Source organism: Legionella drozanskii LLAP-1, from assembly GCF_001467585.1.
Lineage (GTDB): Bacteria > Pseudomonadota > Gammaproteobacteria > Legionellales > Legionellaceae > Tatlockia > Tatlockia drozanskii.
This window is the reverse complement of the sequence record NZ_LNXY01000006.1, coordinates 14,526-34,128: the sequence shown is the minus strand read 5'-3', so window position 1 is coordinate 34,128 and position 19,603 is coordinate 14,526. Positions and strand designations below refer to the sequence as shown.

Sequence of the window (19,603 nt, the reverse complement as noted above, 5' to 3'; positions counted from 1 at the left end):
GAACTCCTAGGACATAAAAGTCAAACTTACTTGAAACAGCGATTCTACTTGGCGAACATAACGTTTTTTCAGCAGCAATAGAATAACATGATCGCCGGATGCAAGAACTAGATCGGGATGAGGCATGAGCACTTTCTCACCTCGCGTTAGCGCCGCAATAGAACAACTGGGCGGTAACCCAATTTGTGATAGCTTGCGTCCTACCACTTGAGAAGTCAATTCGTCGCCATGTGTTATGAGTTCAATGGCTTCTGCTTCGTTATCTTGCAATCGATAGATCTTGACCATATTTCCACGCCGTAGTTTAGCAAGTATGCTACCAATAGTAACCAATTGGGGCGAAATCGCGTGGTCGATGGGGCTATCCTCAATCAATTCTACATAGGCATTGCGATTAATCAGTGCAATAGCATAGCGTGCACCTAAGCGCTTGGCTTGCAAACTTGACATGATGTTGGCTTCGTCGTCATCGGTCACTGCACAAAATACATCGGTAAATTCAATGTTTTCACTGATTAAGAGATCCCGATCCGCAATATCACCTTGTAAAACAGTCCCTTTGTGTAAATGAGAAGCGAGTTCGCTGGCGCGCATTAAATTGCGATCAATGACTTTGATTCGATACTGACTTTCTAGAGCCTGAGCGAGTTTTGAACCGATATTGCCTCCTCCGGCAATCATAATTCGGTTATTAGGATGCTTATAACAACCCAAAGCCGTCAATACTTGTTGAATTGCCGAGGATGAAGCAGCAAACAAGACGGCATCGCCAGTGATAATTTCGCAGTTGTCTTGTGGTTCTAGCGCAACTTTGTCACGAAAAATGGCCACTACGCGGGCTTCGATGGGATGTAAATGTTGATAGAGCTGCTGAATAGTTTTCCCTATCATCAAACAATTTGGCGAAGGTTTAATAGTCATTAACAAAACCTGTCCTTCAGCAAATTCAAGAACTTGAGTCGCTCCTGGGTAATTAATCAAATTCTCAATATGTTGGGTGACCAGTTTTTCAGGACTAATACAGACGTCTACAGGCACATGATCATTACGAAACAACTGTGGATAATCATAGTAGTATTGCGAGCGGATACGGGCTATTTTAGTAGGGGTACGAAATAGGCTATAAGCAATCTGACAACCCATCATATTAATTTCATCACTGTTAGTCACAGCAATGAGCATATCGGCTTGTTCGATTCCTGCTTCGATTAAAACATTAGGATGAGATCCAGAACCCTGTACAGTTTGGATATCCAAGCGGTGTTGCAGTTCACGAAGACGCTCTTCATTTAAATCCACTAGAGTGATGTCATTATCTTCGCGTGCTAAGTTACGTGCGAGTGCCCCACCCACTTGACCTGCACCTAAAATCACTATTCGCATGACATTAATACTCCTTCATAAACGAAGGTAGCGGGTCCAGTTAAATAGATAGGGCCTTTAGTATCTGGCCAATTCACGGTGAGGTCGCCACCCGGTAAATTGATATGAATTTGCTCGTCTAAATGATGACATAAGCGACCTATTGCTGCAGCGGCAATGGCGCCGCTGCCACAAGCTTGCGTTTCCCCACAGCCCCGTTCATAAACGCGTAGGCGGATATGATTTGCATCGATAATCTGCATGAAGCCGGCATTAGTTTGTTCTGGAAAAAGCGGATGTTCGCTAATTTGCTTTCCTAGTGTTGCTAGATCTGCGGTTGTCAGATCGTCAACTACCGTGACTGCATGAGGGTTTCCTACGTTGATCGCATGTACTTTGCAACTTGAACCATCTTTTAGAGGCAATTGATAAAGAACTGCTTGATGATTCGCTAATAAAGGAATGTCTTCTGGCTTTAGTCTTGGTTGTCCAAAATCGACGGTGACGGTATTGTCTTCATTGAGGTTCAGTTGCATCTTTGTGGTGTAGGTTGCGATTGCAATTGTTTTTTTATTGGTCAGACCATAATGTTGAGCAAAGCGTGCAAGGCAACGTGCTCCATTCCCACATTGGCCTACTTCATGGCCATCAGCATTAAAAATGCGATAAAAAAAATCAATTCCAGGTTCTTGACTGGCTTCGACAAGTAAACACTGATCAAATCCTACACCAGTATCACGTCGAGAAAGTGCGCGAATTTGACCCGGCGATAAATTGATTTGCTGGTGGAGCGCATCAATCACCATAAAATCATTACCCAACCCATGCATTTTCGTAAATCGTATCATTTAGTCTCTCACAGCTTTAGGCAGATTGCTTGGATGTGATTTCTTGTTTTCGGGTAGGTAAAGTGGCCCTTTTTGGCCGCAAGCGCATAAAACGCCTACAACCATACAACTAATTAGTATAAGAGGAAACAAGCGCATGATTAATCATCAGACTGTAAATAGTTCAGTATAAAGAAACTCTCAATAAACTGCTACGAGGTTGACTGATAAATACTCAAACTATCGGGAGTTTCATTAGTTTCCTCTATTGCCTGAGGCTCAGCGGGCAGCGGTTGATAGAAAGAGAGGAAGCTAATCTTCTGCCTGACCTCTTTTTTAAGGTTCGGTGGTTTGAAAGGAGAGTCATGTTCTTGGTCACCTTTTTCCGCTCTTTTGACTAAGATATCTTCCTCTACTTTTCTAAACACTGAAAATGATTTTTGCATTCTGTCAGTAAAGCGTCTAAAGGAGCTAGGTTTAATTTCAATGGTTTCTTTCAAATAAACATTGGGATGTTTAGGAGAAGTCCAATTCAAGTTAAAGTAGAGTAAATCGGGAATATGGCCTTTATTCTCCGGGGCATAATAAGGAGTAACTTCCAAGCGTAGTTCACCAACTCGCTCTTCTTTATCCTTGTTTAATATTTTGTCGGCGATAAAATTCTCAACAGTATCCAAAATATTGTAATTTGCAGCAGCAGTTGTCGGGGCAAGATTTTCTTTACTATGAATCCCGCCTAAAAAATAAGCAATTAAATGGGACCAATGACATTGACGACCATTGATTACAATGTGCTCATCGCCGTAGCCTTCTACTTTAAATACCTCAACACAAGGCGCTCCCGTTAATTGCCGTTGACTGGTTGGTCTTTTAACGCCTTTTCGGTTTTCCATAGTTTCAGAGGTTATAGTAAAACTAATCGGACCAGGACGTTTATATACATAACCAGGGTATTGGTGTCGTATAATTTCAGCACTTGCTGTTGTCCGTCTGGTTCGCTGAGTTGGGGGTTCAGGAGTTATTGGCTCGAAAAACGTACCTAGTTTTTTAGTCATAACGGGGCGTATTTTTTGCGTTTCTCCAGGGCTCCATAAAACTTTGGGTTTTTCGCTGAATACGCGTCGAGGTGGTGAAGACATAATGCGAACCCCCGTTTTTTTCAAGGGAGAGTGCAACTCAGTTGCACCGGCAAACATAAGTCGATTTTCGCCCTCTATATATCGCCGATACTTTTTCAAGGGACGTTCTTCTTTATTAGAGTTGAAAACAGGTTTTGCAGCTCGACTTTTTGATGTTTTCGTAAGATCGTTGATTAATTTGCTAATGTCAGTGTGTTTTGTTTCGCTAAAAACAATGAGCAGTGTTTTTCGGGTAAGCCGTTTTAGTTGTCGCTCCTCTACGAGAGATTGTGCTTTAAGCCATTCTTCTCTACTGAGTTCGAGTACTTTTAAACTAGGTATAACTGTAAGAGCTCGGCTCCTAAACAAGGCTATTTTTTCATTTTCAAGCTTAACTGTTTGTTGGTTGATTGATTGCAACATTTGTAAGGCGGTTTGTCCTATTTCCCCCGACATCTTTTTACTGTAAAGCTCAGCAAATTGCAAAACAGGTCTTTTGGCTAATTCTTCGATTAGATAAGTTTGAGTAAGGCTGTCACATAAGCAATAAATGGAAACAATTTGTTGGAAAATGGCTTCATCAATTTGAAATCCTTTGGGTTTACTATCGATTATTGCAAATAAAGACTGAATTTGTGCTAAGAACATAAAAAGACCCATAGAAAAAAAACAGCAAATTCTAGCACAGGCTTTAACAGATAGTTAGGTGTTGTCATTAACCTTGCTATAATCGAACGCATTGGTGATAATTTGAGTTTTTTGCCGGAGATATGGTTGAACGTTTACATTAAAAAACCAGAACAGCAAGCTGATGCCTGCGTCATTTGGATGCATGGTTTGGGGGCGGATGCTTCCGATATGGCAAGTCTTGCCGAACAACTTATAGTTGACAGTGTGGCGCTACGCCATGTTTTTCTGGACGCCCCAATACGTCCTGTGACCCTCAATAATGGTCTATCAATGCGTGCATGGTATGACATTAGTGGCATGAAATTAACAGATAGAGAGGATAGAGAAGGAATTTTGCAATCTGAAGAGTTCATTCGCCAAGTAATAGATAGCCAAATTGAAGAGGGTTTTACTACAGAGCAAATTTTTTTAGCTGGATTTTCGCAAGGTGGTGCAATGGCTTTGTACACCGCTTTACATATGACTAGCCCACTCGCTGGCGTCATTGCCTTATCAGCCTATTTACCTTTAGCTGATCAATGCAAAACTAATTTACCTAAAGAAACGCCCATCTTTGTTGCTGGCGGCCAATACGATCCGATTGTTTTACCTATGTGGACAAAACAATCTGCTGAATGGTTAACCGCGGCGGGTTATTCTGTTTCTACGCATAACTATTTAATGGAGCATTCAGTTTGTGCGGAAGAACTTAATGACCTTTCCAGTTGGCTTAGCGTTCAGGCAAAAGGAGCGAATTGATGACTGTGGTTAAAAAATCAAGAGTAGTTCCTTTTACTTGCGAGCAAATGTATGGTTTGGTCAACGAGGTTGAACATTATGCAGAGTTTTTACCCTATTGTTCTGAAAGCCTAGTGCATCATCGTGATGAAGATGAAGTCCAGGCGACCTTAGTGATTGCTGCAGCGGGTATGAGTAAATCATTTACCACTCGCAACCTATTGCAAGCCAATAAAATGATAGAAATTCGTTTAGTGGATGGCCCCTTCAGTCATCTAGAAGGATTTTGGCGTTTTGATGAAGAGCCAGAAGGCTGCAAAGTTTCTTTTGATTTAGAGTTTGAGTTTGCTGGTCGGATGTTTTCTCTTCTTTTAGGTCCTATATTTGAGCAGGTCACTGATAAGATGGTGGATGCATTTTGTGATCGCGCTGAGGTCATATATGGTAAAGGTTGAGCTAGTTTATATCGCTGCCAATCAATCATTAGTGCACCTGTCTCTTAGTTTAGAGACAGGGGCAACTGTTGCTGATGCCTTGAACCAATCAGAAATTTTAAAAACAAATCCAAGTTTAAGTGAGTTGGCTGTGGGTATTTTTTCTAAGCCAGTTTCCCTTGATACTATACTTCGAGCAGGGGATCGGATTGAGTTGTATCGACCACTTATCTTAGATCCCAAAGAGAAAAGACGTCAGCGAGCAAAATCCAAAACTAAGGTACAAAACTGAATTAAAGCGGTCGTCATTGCGAATGAAAGCAAGTTCAAATCGATTTTTCATTCTGTTCTGGCTTTTTAAGGACAACTCTCAAGAAAAGGTTGCACAATAAAATGATCAATTATACAGCAACTTATACTGATAAGTATCAGTTGACCATGGCTCAAGTTTATTTCCTAAAAAAACAAAACAATCATCTTGCAACTTTTGATTATTTTTTTCGAAAACTGCCTTTTGAAGGAGGCTATGCCATCTTTGCGGGGTTAGAAGAGTTATTGAAAATCCTGGAAAATTATTCTTTTAGCAAGGAAGATATAGTCTATTTACATTCTCAAGGATTTCATTCTGACTTTCTGAACTATCTTGAGAGTTTTCAATTTAAAGGTACTGTCTATGCTGCAAATGAAGGTGATTTAATATTTCCCACCTGTCCTGTGGTTAGTGTCGAAGCTAATATTATTGAAGCACAACTCATAGAAACTATCCTCTTAAATGTATTAAATTTTCAAACGCTGATAGCGACTAAAGCAAGTCGGATACGTCAAGTCGCCGGTTCTCGCGAGTTAGTCGATTTTGGTTTGCGCAGAGCTCAAGGTCCTGCTGGTTATTGTGCAAGTCGCGCGGCAATCATTGGTGGTTTTAATAGTACAAGCAATGTTTGTGCGGGCCGTGATTATCAGATTCCAATAGCAGGCACAATGGCTCATTCGTTCGTGCAAAGTTATGAAGATGAATTTTTGGCTTTTCGCGATTTTGCTGAATGTTGGCCGGATCATTGTGTGTTACTAGTAGATACCTATGATAGTTTGCATTCAGGCATTCCTAATGCGATTAAAATTGCTCAAGAAATGGCTGCACGAGGCAAAAAATTAAAAGGCATTCGCTTGGATAGCGGCGATTTAGCTTATTTATCTAAAAAAGCTCGGCAGATGTTAGATGCCGCCGGATTAAAAGAGGTCAAAATCATTGCTTCTAATCAACTCAGCGAAGATGTGGTGAAGAGTTTGCTTGAACAAGAGGCACCGATTGATATTTTTGGGGTAGGGACTAACCTGGTCATTGGAGCGCCAGATGCCGCGCTTGATGGCGTGTATAAATTGGCTGCTGCGAATAACAAACCTTGTATTAAATTGTCGGAAACGCTATCGAAAATAACCTTGCCTTTTAAAAAACAAACTTATCGCGTTTTAGATGCGGAGGGTCGATTTTTTGGGGCTGATGTGATCACTCTGGTCGATGAAGAGGCTATAGAAATGATGCATCATCCTTTTGAAGAATCAAAATCGCTTTCTTTAAAAAATTATAAGAAAGAGCCGCTATTACACAAAGTGATGGAAGAGGGTAAACGCTTATCAGCAGTTAAAACGCTTGCTGAGATTGCCGAGTATAGCCAACAGCGTCTTGCTAAGTTAGCTATCGAGTACAAACGATTGATTAATCCGCACACTTATAAGGTTGGCTTAAGCTCTAAACTTAAAATGCAACGCGATTCAATGATCAAAAAAATGAGGGGATAATGTAATGAAAACCCTAATCATTATCGATGCTCAAAATGATTTTATGCCCGGTGGTAGCCTAGAGGTTGCTCAAGGTGATTTAATTGTACCCATTATTAATAAGTTGCAGCCTCAGTTTGATTTAATTGTTGCTACTCAAGATTGGCATCCAGCGGAGCATAAAAGTTTTGCTTCTAATCAGGTCGGCAAAAAACTTTTTGAAAAAATTGAACTTCATGGAATCGAACAAACACTTTGGCCGGATCATTGTGTCCAAGGAACGATTGGCGCTGAATTGCATCCACAACTCGAAACTCGCTCCATCGAGGCTATTTTTCGCAAAGGAATGCAGCCAGAAAATGATAGCTATAGCGGGTTTTATGACAATAACCGTCAAAGCACAGGATTAGCTGGTTTTCTTCGCGAAAAAGGAGCTCAGGAACTTTATTTTTGTGGTTTGTGCGCAGATATTTGCGTTTATTACACCATCAAAGATGCCATTGCAGAAGGCTTTAAAAGTTGTCTCATTGAAGATGCGACTAGGGCGCTAGATAAAGAGAATTTTCAGCGAATTAAAGAGGAATTATTGCTGAATGGTGTCAAAATTTTAAGGAGTATTGAGTTGTGAATCTTCGGGCAAAAGCTTTGATGATTTTCTGCAGTCTATCGCATAAAAAAATGAATCTTTTGCTTTTCCGATAGTGCTTTTATCGGCGGCATAGCTAATAATTTTTTCAACCTGATTGGGAGTAAATAATTCTTCAGTTAAGTAATTTAAAATCTGAAATTTTAGTTCTGCGGGCATGAGTAGAATGGGTGCTGTTTCCCTCTCTTCCTGAAAGCAATACAGGAATCGACAAAGCGTTAGGAGGAATATTCCCTTTTTTTCGGTTGGTTGAAAAAGCTGGTTTATTTCAGCGATCAAATCTTTTACATGGTTGGTTGGAGGTTGTTGTTTTCTAGAGCGTTTTTTAGATAATAATTGAATAGGACTAGGAGTCACAGAAAATTCAGCTAATGAGGGACTTACAGCGTTATGACAAAGGTTGATTAAAGTGAGTGATTTATTTTCCTCACAAGCAAAATAGAATTCAGCAAGTGTTTCATTAGTGATTTTATTTCCTTTTAGCCAGACTTGTTTTAGAGTGCTGTTTTTTCGTAAGTTATAAGCAATATTAACCGCACTAAGATCCGTTAAATTATTGTCAGAGATATTTAAGAATACTAAGGAGCGATTAGTTTGTAAGAAATCAGCAATTAAATGTCCTGAGTCGTCATTCAAATGAGTACTTTCTAATGATAAATGTTGAAGGCTAGTATTTGATTTTAACTTAGGAAAAAAATCAGTGCCCGCGAGCTCATTTAATCTATTGTTACTTAAATCCAAGCGCTTTATCCAAGGGTTGTCTAAAATGCTTGAAATAGAAATATCTCCTTCCTTTGTTTGCTCAATTCTATTAGAGCGCATATTAAGCGTTTCTACCTTTGAATGCTTAGCTAATTCAGCTAATCCTTGAAGAGTTATGCAATTATTACTTAGATCGAGTGAAGTGATAGCTGTTAAAGGCAAACTACTGGCAAGAAGTGCTATAGAGCGGTCATCAAGTTGATTTCCTTTAAGCGAAAGGGAACGAAGATTCGTATTATTTTTCAGAGCGTTAGTGAGGGCAACCAGCTCTTCATATTCTAAGTGTTGATTCGATAAATCTAAAGCTTTTAGTTCGGGGGCATTAGCTCTAATACGTTCAATTAGTTTCGTCTCGATTGTCATTTTTACTCAGTAAATTATCCATAATCCATGCACAATGCGGTATATATTACTATAATGTTCTTTAAAAGAACAGTGTGGGATTTGAAGGAAGCTTATTTTATGAGGTTTCTATGGCTAAAATCAAAGCGATACTTAAAGAGTTTACTGAGTCATTAAAAACTAATGATTATACAAAATTTCTAGCCTTAATTAGACAGGATCCCAAGTGTTTACGGAATGGATTTGGCACAGAAAACAAAACGCTTTTACATTATTTGTGTGCTATTAATATTGAAAAAATTAACTTTGGTAAAAACTTCGACTCAGAGGTAGATAAGACATTAGATCAGGAAGAAATGGATTGGCAGGACATCGATGAAGATGCATTTATTGCAATGCTAGATGGATTAATCGATGAATTTGATTGTGATTTGAATATAAGAGATAAAAAAGGAAATACGCCATTACATTATGCAACGTATTCCGAGAGTGAACGAGTTGTCAAATTACTTCTTGAGTTTGAAGACACGGAAGTTAATGCAGAAAATAAAGCGGGGACAACAGCTCTTCAAATAGCTGTGTCTAAGGAATTTTCTAGCATCGAAAAATTATTATTAGACGTTAGCAAACAACAGATAAGTGAGCAAGAAATTCCTCAAGGTTTAAGTGTAAGGGAATATCAGAGACTTAATAAAAAATCCATTATTGATCTTGGCCCATTAACTCCTCTTAAATCAGATAAACCGACGGCCATTCAAGCCATAGAATCCAGCTTATATATTCAAGATTCTAAGCTTAGAGAGCAATTCGCAGGCCAATGGGATGAAGTTGCTCAAAATGAAGTATTAATCCCGCTGATAAATTTTTTAGGACTATGCGTTACTAGGGGTACCGTTGATGAATCAAGACGATTAACTTTATTTAAAGAATATCGTCAAATAAAAGAAACCCCACCAGAAGAAGAATATCAAGATATCTATGATCTGGCATTAAAGAAAATAGAAAAAGAGTTAGGGATGAAATTTAAAATCATCTGTGTAGATGCTGAGGATGTCGGTTCACTAAAACCTTTCTCTCATGAACCTCGAGGTTTATACACTAATAAGAACTCAGTATTTGCAGCGACAAGAGATCTTGAAATTAATGGTGTTTTGGGCCTTATCATGCACGAGTCCTCTCATTTTACCATGCACCAATTATTTAAAAATTCAGCTAAACCTTATCCAAAAAACGACCTCGAATTACAACAAAAGTATGAGAAAATTGTGGAAATAACGAAGGATAGTTTAAAAACAATGTTAACTGGCTTAGCCGATGAGCAAGATGAAGCGGCTTTTGAGATAATTAATAACGTTTTTAAAGTTTACCCACAAAATGAATGGGAAGCAGAGCTGATAGTTCGAGTTCCTGAAATTATGGGCTCACTCGGACCTGATGCAGGACAGAAATGGTTACAGAAAAATTCACCGGAATTGTATGGTTATTATGAAAATGTCGTTAATCCAGCAATCAGTAATTATTTGCAGGATCATAATGCTGCTGAATATTTGTTTAACCCTGAGATCAATACAAAAAGCTTAGGATGAGCGATTATCTAAAAATAATTGCTTTGATATTGAATTATTTGATCAATTGCTGTGTCAATGCGATGAAATAATGTTGACATGATGTACAATATTAAATCATGATTGAGTATTGATTTGAGGTAGGGCTCTGATGGAAATTGGGATAGTTGGTGGTGGATGGTATGGGTGTCATATTGCCCTGGTATTATCCAAGTTGGGGCATAAAGTTACTATTTTTGAAAAAAATGATGATATCTTCGATGGTGTTTCAGGTAAATTTGGTATCAGACTTCATAAGGGGCCCCACTATCCCCGCTCCGATTCGACGCGTCAATATTGCAGAGAAACTTTCGATAAATTTTGCGCTACCTATCCAGAACTTATAATCGACCATGAATACTCCGTTTACGCACTGGGTGAATTGGATGCTGATGGAAATCCTCCCAAAGTAGATACCGAGACTTTCATGCAAGTCTGTCATGAATCAATAGAGTGTAAAGAGGTGAATCGTGATGAATTTGGCTATGAACAAATGCACGTAGCCATGAGCATCGATGAGCCTAGTGTGGCTCTAGGTGAGAGATTGCGTTCAGTCTTTAAGGAAAAACTTAAGGATGCTGGTGTAACGATTAAATGCGGTTATCGAGTTGAGAATCTGATTCGCAATGAAGATAAAACCATCCTTATTAGTGAGGATGGTATCGAATGTGAATTTGACCAGATAATCAATAGCACAGGTTATCAATCCCTTATTTCGCCTGAGATTAAAGAAGATTTTCCAATAGAGATGGAGGTTGTTTATCAACCTTGTTTGGCATTAAGTTTTAAAGATCTTCAGCCCGGTAATAAACCCTTTTCATTTATTGTAATGGACGGATGGTTTCCCTGTTTAATGCCTTATGTGAACACCGATAATTACGATAATACTTACATTCTGACACATGGTAGCTATACCATAATGGCGTCCTGCCCCACGCCCGAAGAAGCTCATGCAATTTTAAATTCTGTCTCGAATGAATTTATCGAAACAAAAGTGAAGCCTCCGGCCGTTAGGGAAATGTGTCGATTTTGGCCTGAATTTGCAGACCGTTTCAAATATCTTGGCTGGGAAGGTGCCGTTTTAGCAAAATTAGTTACCAAACGAGAGTTTCGCAGTGCGGTAACCTTTGAATATAAAGGTACCATTAACATTATTCCTGGGAAAATTAATAATATTTTCGATGCTGAAGAAGAGGTCATAGCGCTTCTGGAAAAACGTAATTGCATCTCCCACAAAGGAATAACCTATGTCTCCAAGGGGGTTCTGGATAACTCTCGTGGTGAAATCAGCGAAAAACCTGCCCTTGGAGAACCTAATACGGGCAAACTAAATACCTGGCGCGCATCCTCAGACTATACTATCAGAAGTGCACCACAATCACTTTTTAAGGAGAAGAGTGGCTCAAAAGAACAAAAGGGCTTAGACTCCCAATCTCAAACAAATCCTAATCTAAATTAGACATCGATGGAGGAAATAATGACTCTTTCGGATCAGAAAAAATCCACCCTAGAGTCAGTATTAATTCACCAGTTTGTAGCCGGCTTTTCTCAGCCAGCCATACTGCTCAATTCTGAAGGAATAGTACTGGAGTGCAATAATTCCATTCTGAAGCTTTACGGTCTAAAAAAAGACATATTGTTGGAAAAGGATTATTTTTTAAGTTGCTCTCACTATAAAATAACTCCCCCTTTTTCATCGTTTAAAAAATTGAAATCCTTTGTCAACAAGAAAAGTATCAATAATTTTCCGCTGTCAACTCATGGTAAAAAAAATATTCAATGGTCAATCTCTAGGTATGCGCTGCAAAATAATGGCCTAGGCTTTTTTCTTATGGGGTCTGAAGTGGACGTGGTCAGTTCATTGGAGCGCGATGAAAAGCTAAGAGATATCATGCTCGACTATATCCCGGCACAAGTATTCTGGAAAAACGATAAACTAGCTTACCTTGGCTGCAACAAAGCTTTCCTTGATTCATTAGGTTTGAAATCAAAAACAGAGGTCATAGGCAAAACTGACTTCGATTTGCCTGTATCAAAGAAAGACAGTCGTGCTTATCGCGCCGATGATATAGAAGTCATCAGCTCAGGCATACCCAAATTAAATATCGAAGAAAAACAAACTCTTTCTGACGGCCATGAAAGATTTTTGTCCACAAACAAAGTCCCCTTATTTGATGAACATGGCCACATATATGGTGTGCTTGCCATTTATATTGATATAACCGAGCGTATAAAAGCTGAAAGAGCGCTTTTAGAAGCTAATAATTCTAAGGATGAGTTTATTCGTAACATGAGCCACGATATACGTACTCCATTAAGTGGCATAATCGGAATGTCTGCCATTTTGGAAGAAAAAGTTCAAACCGAGGGAGAAAAAGAACATGCTCATATGATCTATATCAGCGGTGAGCAATTATTAGCACTTTTGAACTCTGTGCTAGATATTATTGCAACAGGAAGTAACAAGGAAAATCGCATTAATTACTCGAATGTAGACATTAGAAAACTGATTCATAATATTGCTGATCTTGAATTACCTACCATTAAACTGAAAAATCTTGATTTACGTATCAGATTGCCAGCTGATATCCCCGCATTAATTGAAACTGACGAGATCAAAGTGCATCGTATTTTGTTAAATATTCTCGGAAATGCAATTAAGTTTACTGATAGCGGATATATTGAAATCGGAGTAAATTTCATTAACCATAACAAAAGATGGCCGCGACTAGAGTTTTATATCAGTGATACTGGTCGTGGTATTCCTGACGCTGCCATTGATAAGATCTATAAAAAATTTTATCGCGGTACATCCTCTTACCAGGGACTTTACGTCGGTCATGGTGTCGGACTACATATAGTCAAAAAATACATTGATTTATTGAAAGGAAAAATCAGCGTTGAATCACAATCTGGAAAAGGAACTACTTTTACAGTATCAATTCCGATTAAGACCATCAAACAGACAATAGAGACCGCGGCACTCCTCCCAAACCTTCTCGCTAAATCGCAACCAAAAATTAACAGATCCCCAGGTGCAGCAATAAAAATCCTTTTAATTGAAGATAATGCCATTGCTCTTAAAACTGCAGAGAACTTGCTAACCCAAATGAATATCGCATTTCAGTCTGCAACTTCTGGCGCAAGCGCTATAAAACTCTTCAAAGCGAACCATTTTCATCTTGTACTGTCGGATATCGGATTGCCAGATATGCAAGGTACCGACTTGACACGCCATTTTAGAAACCTTGAACAAGAACTTTCAAGAACAGCTATTCCTGTGATCGGACTAACAGCTCATTCCTTACCTGGAACCACAAAGGAAGCTTTAGAATCCGGCATGAACGAAATATTAAGTAAACCAATCCGAAGAAGTCAAATGACTGATTTACTAAAAAGATATGAACTTGATATCGCAAAGGATTCGCCGTGGGCAACAGAAGTGGCAACAGCCCAGCACCCAGGCTTACCTAACAATAATGAAGCTCTATTTACACTGCAACAGTTTCCCTTGTTGGACGAGACAGAAGGAATCAACAATTGCGGTGGGATAGATGGATTACACGAACTACTTAAAATGCTGATCAGTTGCGAATTACCTGCCGATAAAGAAAAAATGCAGCAAGCTTTTGAGCTAAACAATTATCCTGAAGTGGAAAAGCTGGCGCATAAAATTAAGGGCGGTGCTGTCTATGTCGGCACCCTTCGTATGAAATATGCCTGCCAATACTTAGAACGCTATTGGAAATCAGGGCAACGAGAACTCTTTGAGAAACTTTATAAGCAAGCGGTTTCAGTCATCGAAGAGACGATGTCTTACGTCAAAAATTGGCTTAAATCGAGCTAGGCACAGCCGTATTGGGTGCATCTTCCGAGAAAATCATAGGCATCTATGCTGCGCATTTTTTAATATTTTTTAAACCTCAAATCCGACCGCTCCTGGGTGCTGGATCTGACTGTCAGCAACCAGGTAGATTCTATGATTGATTAAGGCTTATGCTCAATACGCGCTAAGCTATTATGCGAAAAATACAAACTCAAATTATGTACTAATAATGAACCATTCCCTTTGCGCAAGGTATAGGCATAATCCCAACGGTCATTGTTAAAGGTAGGGCTTAAGAGACTTGTACCCATTAAAATCGCAACATCATTTTTGCTCATTCCAATTCTTAGACGCTCAATCTTGGAGTGCGGTAATAAATTACCTTGCTCCACCACTTGGCGTGAAAAGTCGTAAGATGCACAATGAGTAAGAGTTAATGCTAACGCTAGAGTAGTAAAAATTGTTACAACACGCATTTTTTTGCCTGCTATGAAAAATTTCGCCATAATACCACGTCATCTATAGAAAGACACCTCCCAGGATAGCCCGGGTGTTGAATATCGCTACATAGGAGCACAGGTGGAAGAAAGTCAACAATTGAAAGAGGCAGGGTTAAAAATTACCATGCCGCGAGTAAAGGTATTGCAAATTTTAGAGCAATCTCACGATCACCATTTAAGTGCGGAAGGCGTTTATAAAGCCTTACTAGATATGGGCGAAGATGTAGGGTTAGCTACTGTATACCGTGTTCTAACCCAGTTCGAAGCTGCCGGTTTGGTTTCTCGTCATAATTTCGAGGGGGGGTATTCTGTATTTGAATTGAGCCAGGGTGAACATCATGATCACCTCGTTTGTGTCAAATGCGGTCGAGTCGAGGAGTTCGTTGATAAGATTATTGAGGAACGACAAAAAATGATCGCTGCGCAGGCAAAATTTAAAATGACGGATCATGCATTGAATATTTATGGATTATGTCCTTCTTGTCAAAGAACATAAATTCTTTAATGAGTTATAATTAGTTTTATAACGACTAGCAAGGACGTAGCCCATGTACGATGATTTACGCAGCCCTTATCAAGCGGGAAAATTGCCTGCGGTACAATTAGGTGGCATTTTAATCAATGAAAAATTACTTGATAAATCCCCAGTAAACTTGGTATTAAAATCATTCAATCGTCATGGCTTAATTGCCGGGGCAACCGGTAGTGGTAAAACAAAAACTATGCAGGTACTTAGCGAACAACTCTCTTTGCTCGGTGTTCCTAGCTTAGTCATGGATATCAAAGGTGATGTTTCCGGATTAGCAGAAGCAGGAGAAGCCGACCCCTCCATAGAAGCGCGTGCCAAATCTCTGGAGCTAACCTATGTTCCACGCGCTTTTCCTGTCGAGTTACTGAGTTTGAATGGCTCAATTCAAGAAGGTGTTCCTTTACGCTCAACCATAACGGATTTTGGGTCGGTCCTTTTTTCGCGCATGTTGGATGTTAATGAAACACAATCTGGGGTCATTACTATTCTTTTTGAATATGCCAAAACAAATAAGATACCTTTAATTGATTTAGCCGATCTCAAAGAGCTGCTAAAATACGCACAAACTGACGCTGGTAACGCCGAAATTGAAGCCGATTTTGGTTCTATTTCTTCTGCTTCTGTAGGGACGATTGTCCGAAAACTCATCGAGCTTGAGTCTCAGGGAGGTGATCAATTCTTCGGTGAACCTGCCTTCAATGTCATGGATTTAGTTAGAACGAATGCCCAGGGGCTTGGAATCATCTCCATTTTACGTTTATTAGATATGCAAGATAAGCCCAAATTATTTTCGACATTTATGCTTAAATTATTAACCGATGTTTACCGACAAATGCCTGAATTGGGTGATCCGCCTAAGCCTAAACTGGTGTTATTTATCGATGAGGCACATTTAATATTCAGCAATGCAAGCAAAGCGCTATTAAGTTTATTGGATACGATGGTCAAATTGATTCGTTCAAAAGGGGTGAGCTTAATTTTTTGTACGCAAACGCCAAACGATATTCCCGACTCCGTTTTAAGCCAATTGGGATTAAAAATCCAGCATGCACTTCGGGCTTTTACCGCGAAAGATCGAAAAGCAATGAAGCTTGTGGCACAAAATTTCCCTCCAACAACCTATTATAATACCGAGGAACTTTTGACTTCACTCAGTATTGGTGAAGCCTTAGTAAGTGGCTTAGATGCTGAAGGCCAACCGACCCCCCTAGTCGAATGCCGTGTGCGTGCACCTGAGTCACGTATGGGAGTGTTGAGTCCACAAGAAATTGTAGCCGTGGTTGCCAGCTCTACGTTGATGTCGCATTATGGTAAACATGTGAAAACAACATCAGCTCAGGAAGTATTAGCAGCTCGAAAAGCTGAAACGACTGAAAAGACCCCAGATACTCCTAAGAAACGAGGAGCTCAGGAAGATACCATTGTCGAAAAAATTTCTAAAAATACCTTGTTCAGGCAAGTCGTGCGACAAGTTATGCGTGATTTAATGAATTCTTTGCTATCGATGTTGGGTGTAAAAAAATCTAAAAAATAAGCCTATCATTCAATTAAAGTCCAAGGCTTAATGAGAGCATTGAAACGCAGCCAAATTGGATTCCTTCAAACTCAAACTGTAGTGCATCTTCAGCATCGGAGGCGCCCAACGCATAAAGCAAAGGCAAATAATGCTCAAGGGTGGGAACACTAAACCTACCCACTTCCGTATAAAGTAAATCCCCTTGCAGAGGGGTATAATCGCGTTGTATAAGGCAGCGTTTTACTTGTTCTTCAAATTCAATAGCCCAGGGATAGGGTTTTCCGTATTGATCATCCCAAAGCAGCTTTTTTTCGTTATGGACAATATTGCCGCTGCCTATAATAAGCACTCCCTGTCTACGTAATACATTAAGACTTGCGCCCAGCTCAAAATGAAAATCGCTCGGTTTTGCCATATTAATACTAAGTTGTACGATGGGTATATTGGCCTTGGGATACATCGATATGCCTACAATCCAAACTCCCTGATCAAACCCCCAATGCTCATCCAGTTCTATAGAGTGTTCATTAATGATGCCCTTGATTTTTTCTGCCAATTCAGGTGCACCTGGAGCAGGGTAGTTCACTGTAAATAATTCAGCTGGACCCTTGTGAAAATCATGGAGGGTTACTGGATAAGGGGTATGGCTTAGCCAGGTTTGTGCAGTTAGCCAATGAGCCGAAATACAAAGGATGGCTTCAGGTTTTGGTATTTTTTTTGCTAATTTTACGAGCGTACGAGTGAAGGGATTATTTTCAATCGCATTTGTTGGACTACCGTGTCCGATAAATAAAACTGGCATTTTAGAGTTCATACAAACCCCGCAATTTGCTGCTTTATAACCTATAGCTATTATTTTAGAAAAAATCAAAAAGAAATGAAGTAAGGCCGTAGCGTCTATTCCGTTTTAATTGTAATAAAGCGATTTTCTTTATTGATAAAAATCAAATTATCCAGTAGCATTTCGTCAGCCCTGGAAAGGCTTGAAAATTATGGAGTTTTATCATGAAGAATAAAAGCAAGCAAAATTATGGAAACAGCTCAATCAAATTCAAATCACTCAATATTCTCTATTCTCTATTCGCTACCTTTTTTGATTAATTTTTGTTGGTCATAGCAAGTCAATAATAGGAAACGATGATGAGATATTTTACAAAACCACTATTGTCTAGTGTCAGCACACTTAAAACGCCTTTTATTCGGTTAAAACCAATTCCTATTACTTTTCCTGTTAAATACCAGGGCTAAAGCGATATTTGCTTCGATGGAATTTGATTGAATTGGTACGCAAGTTCACTTTCTAATGGATTAAGGATTGATTATGAAGCGGTTTTTGTTTTTTCTATTGCTGAGTCTGCTATCAGTACTCGCGAGGGCGGATGCATCTTATCCAGCAGTGACATTTGAAAATCTAACCCCTGCTATAACCACAGTTTATTACGGTGAGCAACAGAAGATTTCGATAAAAATGACGCATAAGAATCTAAAACACGTTCAAGAATGGCGGCTGCCACTAGGCGTGCAACTCATTGTCGATCATGGTATGTGTCCCAATTTTGCAACGGGGGGAATCAATTTTCCTTTTAGTGGTGACTGCTATTTTAATTTGATTATATCAGGCTACCAGCTCGGGCAATTAATTGATGGGCGAGCAATGTATCATTTAACTGGCTACGAATATCCAATGCTGCCTTGGAATTTCTTCTACGATCTTCCTTTTTCTGTAGTTGTTATTCCTCACCCCTTATCAATGGCGGATATTCCGATATTAAATGCGACTGCGAAGGTATCTTTCCTTGCTAACCTCAAAAATTATGTTAACTATTATTCCGAAAATCTTCAGGTCGGAAACCTGCCTCAAGGAGTGGTTACACCTACTTCGCAAGATGGACTGTACTTTGATCAAGCTCTTTTTTCTATCGTTGGTACCCCGACGAGGACTGGAGTTTATATTTTCACGGTGGGGGCTGCAAATACTGGTGGCCAGGCATTACCAAAGAACTTGGTCATTCATGTTGGCATTAATCCCGCTGATAAACCCGCATTTCAAGCAAACCATATCATCCCAAGTGCCACAGCAGGACAAGCTTATCAACTCAATTTAATGGAGTTAAGCGAAGCAAAACCCAGTAATCTTAGGAATCCTTTGCGTTTTCGCATTGATACCAATGAAACTCATCCTGACTGGCTCAGGATTGGCGGCGAAGGTAATAATTACTTGATAGGCGAGGTGCCACTGTTTGAGGCTGGCAATGAAAAGGAAGTAACGCTGATTGCATCCTCAAATACTGGGGGTGATTCCAATCCGCTAAAAATTCGTATCCCAATTAGTACTGATCCAAAATCTAGGCCTATTATTGCCTCTTTTTCACTTGAAAAACCGGTGGGCACCGAGTTTTCTTTTGACGTCCGAAAATATGTCAAGGATCCTACCTATGATACCAATCTGAAATTAGTTATCGATAAAATTGAACCCGTAGCCTCCTGGCTGCAAGTGTCTTCTATTGAACCTACGGTATTGATAGCTGTGGTCCCCGAAGAAGTCACAGGGGAAGAATACCAAATCACTTTGCATGTGAATACGCGGGGAGGTGGCGATTCCGAGAAGATTAGAGTGCCTTTAAATATCGCTATCGATGAGGAACAAAAGCCGCGATTTAAAGTGCCGAATCCTCAGTTACCTATCGTTTATCCTGGGCAGCCTTTTTATCATGATTTTGTTCTTAATCACGATATTTTTCCTGAGTATGAGAAAACCCCCTACGTCATTGAATGGGCCAACAATCATGTCAAACCCTCTTGGTTAAGAATCGAAAACAACAAGCTTATCGCTGACGAAGCCCCAAAAATTACTCAAAAAAAATTGAAAATTTACCTCACTATTAAAAACACTCCTGGAGGGAGGTCAGAGGTTACCCCCTTATCATTGTTTGTGATGAGTTAATTAAAAAAGG

The 19,603-nt window shown here is 39.6% G+C and carries 18 protein-coding genes; 11 read left to right on the top strand and 7 right to left on the bottom strand.

Going from position 1 to position 19,603, the window contains the following annotated elements:
- Window positions 1–6: 6 nt before the first annotated feature.
- Genes trkA through Ldro_RS03165 form a run of 4 tightly spaced genes read right to left on the bottom strand, consistent with a single transcriptional unit; the run spans window position 7 to window position 3,955 of the window.
- Window positions 7–1,383: a Trk system potassium transporter TrkA gene (trkA, locus tag Ldro_RS03175; protein ID WP_058494987.1), complete on the bottom strand. Its 1,377-nt coding sequence runs from the start codon at window positions 1,381–1,383 to the stop codon at window positions 7–9.
- Complete coding sequence (gene dapF / locus Ldro_RS03170) at window positions 1,374–2,210, bottom strand: diaminopimelate epimerase (protein ID WP_058494986.1); 837 nt, start codon at window positions 2,208–2,210, stop codon at window positions 1,374–1,376. The genes trkA and dapF overlap by 10 nt, the downstream gene beginning before the upstream one ends.
- Window positions 2,211–2,348 carry an LPS translocon maturation chaperone LptM gene (lptM, locus tag Ldro_RS16230; RefSeq protein WP_131764367.1) on the bottom strand — a complete coding sequence of 46 codons (138 nt, stop codon included), beginning with the start codon at window positions 2,346–2,348 and terminating at the stop codon, window positions 2,211–2,213.
- Between the two features lie 53 nt (window positions 2,349–2,401).
- A complete protein-coding gene (locus Ldro_RS03165; protein ID WP_058494985.1) occupies window positions 2,402–3,955 on the bottom strand; it encodes a hypothetical protein in 1,554 nt (517 codons plus the stop codon).
- A 126-nt stretch (window positions 3,956–4,081) separates the two neighbouring features.
- Between Ldro_RS03165 and Ldro_RS03160 the strand changes: the two genes are divergently transcribed.
- The 5 genes from Ldro_RS03160 to pncA all read left to right on the top strand — a co-directional run bounded on the left by Ldro_RS03160 (window position 4,082) and on the right by pncA (window position 7,552).
- Window positions 4,082–4,735 carry an alpha/beta hydrolase gene (locus Ldro_RS03160; RefSeq protein ID WP_083497887.1) on the top strand — a complete coding sequence of 218 codons (654 nt, stop codon included), beginning with the start codon at window positions 4,082–4,084 and terminating at the stop codon, window positions 4,733–4,735.
- Window positions 4,735–5,169, top strand: coding sequence for a type II toxin-antitoxin system RatA family toxin (locus Ldro_RS03155; RefSeq protein ID WP_058494984.1), 435 nt, complete (start codon window positions 4,735–4,737; stop codon window positions 5,167–5,169). Before Ldro_RS03160 ends, Ldro_RS03155 begins: the two co-directional genes overlap by 1 nt.
- Window positions 5,156–5,440: an RnfH family protein gene (locus Ldro_RS03150; protein ID WP_058494983.1), complete on the top strand. Its 285-nt coding sequence runs from the start codon at window positions 5,156–5,158 to the stop codon at window positions 5,438–5,440. The genes Ldro_RS03155 and Ldro_RS03150 overlap by 14 nt, the downstream gene beginning before the upstream one ends.
- A 101-nt stretch (window positions 5,441–5,541) precedes the next feature.
- On the top strand, window positions 5,542–6,945 hold the full coding sequence (locus tag Ldro_RS03145; RefSeq protein ID WP_058494982.1) for a nicotinate phosphoribosyltransferase: 1,404 nt from the start codon (window positions 5,542–5,544) through the stop codon (window positions 6,943–6,945).
- Between the two features lie 4 nt (window positions 6,946–6,949).
- Complete coding sequence (gene pncA, locus Ldro_RS03140; RefSeq protein ID WP_058494981.1) at window positions 6,950–7,552, top strand: bifunctional nicotinamidase/pyrazinamidase; 603 nt, start codon at window positions 6,950–6,952, stop codon at window positions 7,550–7,552.
- On the opposite strand, the gene Ldro_RS03135 is transcribed toward pncA, so the two are convergent.
- A complete protein-coding gene (locus Ldro_RS03135) occupies window positions 7,532–8,695 on the bottom strand; it encodes a leucine-rich repeat domain-containing protein (protein ID WP_058494980.1) in 1,164 nt (387 codons plus the stop codon). The two genes, pncA and Ldro_RS03135, sit on opposite strands and share 21 nt — an antisense overlap.
- 110 nt (window positions 8,696–8,805) lie before the next feature.
- On the opposite strand from Ldro_RS03135, the gene Ldro_RS03130 reads away from it, so the two are divergent.
- From Ldro_RS03130 to Ldro_RS03120, 3 genes are all read left to right on the top strand, one after another.
- Window positions 8,806–10,260: an ankyrin repeat domain-containing protein gene (locus Ldro_RS03130; protein ID WP_058494979.1), complete on the top strand. Its 1,455-nt coding sequence runs from the start codon at window positions 8,806–8,808 to the stop codon at window positions 10,258–10,260.
- A 130-nt stretch (window positions 10,261–10,390) separates the two neighbouring features.
- A complete protein-coding gene (locus tag Ldro_RS03125) occupies window positions 10,391–11,737 on the top strand; it encodes an FAD-dependent oxidoreductase (RefSeq protein WP_058494978.1) in 1,347 nt (448 codons plus the stop codon).
- A gap of 18 nt (window positions 11,738–11,755) precedes the next feature.
- A complete protein-coding gene (locus Ldro_RS03120; protein ID WP_058494977.1) occupies window positions 11,756–14,125 on the top strand; it encodes an ATP-binding protein in 2,370 nt (789 codons plus the stop codon).
- A 140-nt stretch (window positions 14,126–14,265) separates the two neighbouring features.
- Here Ldro_RS03120 and Ldro_RS03115 read toward each other — a convergent pair whose 3' ends face one another.
- Window positions 14,266–14,610, bottom strand: coding sequence for an outer membrane protein assembly factor BamE (locus Ldro_RS03115; RefSeq protein WP_058494976.1), 345 nt, complete (start codon window positions 14,608–14,610; stop codon window positions 14,266–14,268).
- Window positions 14,611–14,683: 73 nt separating this feature from the next.
- On the opposite strand from Ldro_RS03115, the gene fur reads away from it, so the two are divergent.
- The gene (fur, locus tag Ldro_RS03110; RefSeq protein WP_058494975.1) at window positions 14,684–15,100 is read left to right on the top strand and encodes a ferric iron uptake transcriptional regulator; all 417 of its coding nucleotides are present in this window, start codon (window positions 14,684–14,686) and stop codon (window positions 15,098–15,100) included.
- A 52-nt stretch (window positions 15,101–15,152) separates the two neighbouring features.
- Window positions 15,153–16,667: a helicase HerA-like domain-containing protein gene (locus tag Ldro_RS03105; RefSeq protein ID WP_058494974.1), complete on the top strand. Its 1,515-nt coding sequence runs from the start codon at window positions 15,153–15,155 to the stop codon at window positions 16,665–16,667.
- A 13-nt stretch (window positions 16,668–16,680) separates the two neighbouring features.
- Here the strand turns inward: Ldro_RS03105 and ygiD are convergent, their stop codons facing one another.
- Complete coding sequence (ygiD, locus tag Ldro_RS03100) at window positions 16,681–17,463, bottom strand: 4,5-DOPA-extradiol-dioxygenase (RefSeq protein WP_058494973.1); 783 nt, start codon at window positions 17,461–17,463, stop codon at window positions 16,681–16,683.
- A gap of 507 nt (window positions 17,464–17,970) precedes the next feature.
- On the opposite strand from ygiD, the gene Ldro_RS03095 reads away from it, so the two are divergent.
- Window positions 17,971–19,593: a hypothetical protein gene (locus Ldro_RS03095; protein ID WP_058494972.1), complete on the top strand. Its 1,623-nt coding sequence runs from the start codon at window positions 17,971–17,973 to the stop codon at window positions 19,591–19,593.
- The last annotated feature ends 10 nt before the right edge of the window (window positions 19,594–19,603 follow it).